This is a genomic window from Ramlibacter sp. (assembly GCF_013697775.1).
GTDB lineage: Bacteria > Pseudomonadota > Gammaproteobacteria > Burkholderiales > Burkholderiaceae_C > Ramlibacter.
The window spans coordinates 1-2,589 of record NZ_JACCWG010000468.1 but is presented as its reverse complement, the minus strand read 5'-3'; the positions used below and the strand labels follow the sequence as shown (position 1 = coordinate 2,589).

The 2,589-nt window shown below is 67.3% G+C and carries 3 protein-coding genes; 1 reads left to right on the top strand and 2 read right to left on the bottom strand.

The features are described 5' to 3' along the window. Window positions 1-158: 158 nt before the first annotated feature. Window positions 159-932: a crotonase/enoyl-CoA hydratase family protein gene (locus H0U68_RS23825; protein ID WP_296359441.1), complete on the bottom strand. Its 774-nt coding sequence runs from the start codon at window positions 930-932 to the stop codon at window positions 159-161. A gap of 87 nt (window positions 933-1,019) precedes the next feature. On the opposite strand from H0U68_RS23825, the gene H0U68_RS23820 reads away from it, so the two are divergent. Beyond that, complete coding sequence (locus H0U68_RS23820; RefSeq protein ID WP_296359439.1) at window positions 1,020-1,883, top strand: amidohydrolase family protein; 864 nt, start codon at window positions 1,020-1,022, stop codon at window positions 1,881-1,883. A gap of 3 nt (window positions 1,884-1,886) precedes the next feature. On the opposite strand, the gene H0U68_RS23815 is transcribed toward H0U68_RS23820, so the two are convergent. Continuing rightward, window positions 1,887-2,351 (bottom strand): DUF3237 domain-containing protein, encoded by a 465-nt coding sequence (locus H0U68_RS23815; protein WP_296359438.1) that lies wholly within the window; start codon window positions 2,349-2,351, stop codon window positions 1,887-1,889. Window positions 2,352-2,589: the final 238 nt, after the last annotated feature.

Genomic DNA, 2,589 nt, shown 5'->3' with positions numbered 1-2,589 from the left:
GGTCCACCATGTGCGGCGCGTGCGGCTGCAGGTCCTGGTCGGCGCGCAGGTAGCGCACGCCGTCGGGCGTGTCGCGCCAGGCGGCGCGCGTCACGCCGAAGGCCAGCGGGCGGTAGCGCGGGGTTTCGCGGATCGGCTGGCTCATCGCGGCGAACGGCTCAGCTCTTCGCGACCTTGGCGGCGCGGCCGTCCAGGAAAGCGCGCACGCGTTCCTTGGCTTCCGGCGCGCTCTGGGCGATGGCCGACATCAGTGCTTCGGTCAGGTAGCCGTGGTCGGCCGGCTGTTCGGCGATGCGCGGCAGCGCATGCGTGAGCGCGTAGTTGGTCAGCGGCGCGTTCTCGGCCACGCGCTCGGCCAGCGCCAGCGCCTTGTCGAACGCCTGGCCCTTGGGTACCAGGTACTGCGCGAAGCCGGCGCGCTCGCCCTGCTCGGCGTCGTAGACGCGGCCGGTGAGCATCATGTCGGTCATGCGCGCGGTGCCGATCAGGCGCGGAATGCGCACCGAGCCTCCGCCGCCCACGAAGATGCCGCGCGAGCCTTCGGGCAGCGCGTAGAAGGTGGTGTCGTCGGCCACGCGGACGTGGCAGGCGGCGGCCAGCTCCAGCCCGCCGCCGACCACCGCGCCGTGCAGCGCCGCGACCACCGGCACCGGGCCGTACTGGATGTCCTCCAGCGCGGCGTGCCACATGCGCGAATGGTGCAGGCCGGCAGCCGCGTCGCGCTCCTTGATTTCCGACAGGTCCAGGCCGGCGCAGAAGTGATCGCCATCGCCGTCGATCACGGCGGCGCGCACCGTGGACGGCAGGCGCTGGAAGGTGTCGCGTAGCGCGAGCACCAGCGCGTCGTTGAGCGCGTTGCGCTTGGCTGTGCGGCTGAGCCGCACCACGGCGACGGCGCCGCGAATGTCGAGTTGAAGGTCGGGGTTGTTCATCCGGGTTTCCGCTGTGCGTTGATTATGGTTATGACGGATAATCAAATTCAAGCCACGAGTGCCCCCATTCGCCTAGGATTTACCCGCATGGACCACGCCAACCTGATCGCCATCGACATCCACACGCACGCCGAGGTGAGCTGCTGGAATCCGTTCGACAACTACGGCGAGGAGTACGACCGCGCCGCCGACAAGTACTTCAAGAACGGCCGCCGCCCGACCATCGCCGAGACCATCGCGTACTACCGCGAACAGAAGATCGGGCTGGTGATGTTCACCGTGGACAGCGAGTCGCAGCTGGGCCGCCGGCGCATCCCGAACGAGGAGATCGCGCAGGCCGCGCGCGAGAACGCCGACATGATGGCGTGCTTCGCCAGCATCGATCCGCACAAGGGGAAGATGGGCGCGCGCGAGGCCGAGCGGCTGATCCGGGAAGAGGGCGTGAAGGGCTTCAAGTTCCACCCCACGGTGCAGGGCTACCACCCGTACGACCGCATGGCCTGGCCGATCTACGAGGTGATCAACGCGCACAAGCTGCCGACGATCTTCCACACCGGCCACAGTGGCATCGGCTCGGGCATGCGCTGCGGCGGCGGGCTCAAGCTGGAGTACAGCAACCCGATGCACCTGGATGACGTGGCGATCGATTTCCCCGACATGCAGATCGTGATGGCGCACCCCAGTTTCCCGTGGCAGGACGAGGCGCTGTCGGTGGCCATGCACAAGCCCAACGTGTGGATCGATCTTTCAGGCTGGAGCCCGAAGTATTTCCCCAAGCAGCTGGTGCAGTACGCCAACACGCTGCTGAAGGACCGGGTGCTGTTCGGCAGCGACTACCCGCTGATCACACCCGAGCGCTGGATGGCCGATTTCCAGGAAGCGGGTTTCCGCCCCGAGGTGATGCCCGGCATCCTGAAGGGCAACGCGGTGCGGTTGCTGGGCCTGGCGTAACGGTCAAGCGAGTTCGAAGAAGCGCAGGACGACGCGGTCCGGGTGCCGCATGCCGGCCCCGACGAACATGCGTTCGTTGATCCAGCCGAGTGCGCGCGACGCGGTTTCGAAGCTGGGGCTGCAGCGAAAATAGATCGCCGAAGGATCGACCGGCTCGCCGCGCGCGAGCCGGGCCATGAGTTCCGGCGGGCCGCTGCGGATGGCGCGGTTCTGAACGTAGATCAGGTCGCCCGCATCCGTTTCCAGCACGTAGCGCGCATCCAGTTCCGCGAGCGTGTTGCTCACGATCAACTGGAAGTCGGCGCCGCCGGGGAGCACGCGTGCTGTCCATCCGTCGCCTTTTGCTTGTCCACCGAGGATGGGGATGAGTCTTCTGCGTCCTCTCGGGCTCTCTCCCACTTCTTGCGGTGTGTCGACTTGCACGTCGATGTCGGCGAAGAGCTTCAGTGTTGGCTGCAGGAAGTCCATGCGCTGCAGCATAGCGCGCATGGACCACGCGCACGCCGCATGCGGGCGGGCTGCGCCGCGCGGACATGGCGTCCCGCGCTTTGCGCGGGCAGACCTGCATCGAACGGGAGCGGGGCTGCGCGGTGGAACTCGCTACGCGCTTGCAGCGCTGCGCTCAGACAGCCACCGCGAGTCAGTCAACGAGAAAAATCGGGGTCAGATTCCAATTTCGCAGGCCCTTCACGGGCCTGGAATGCGT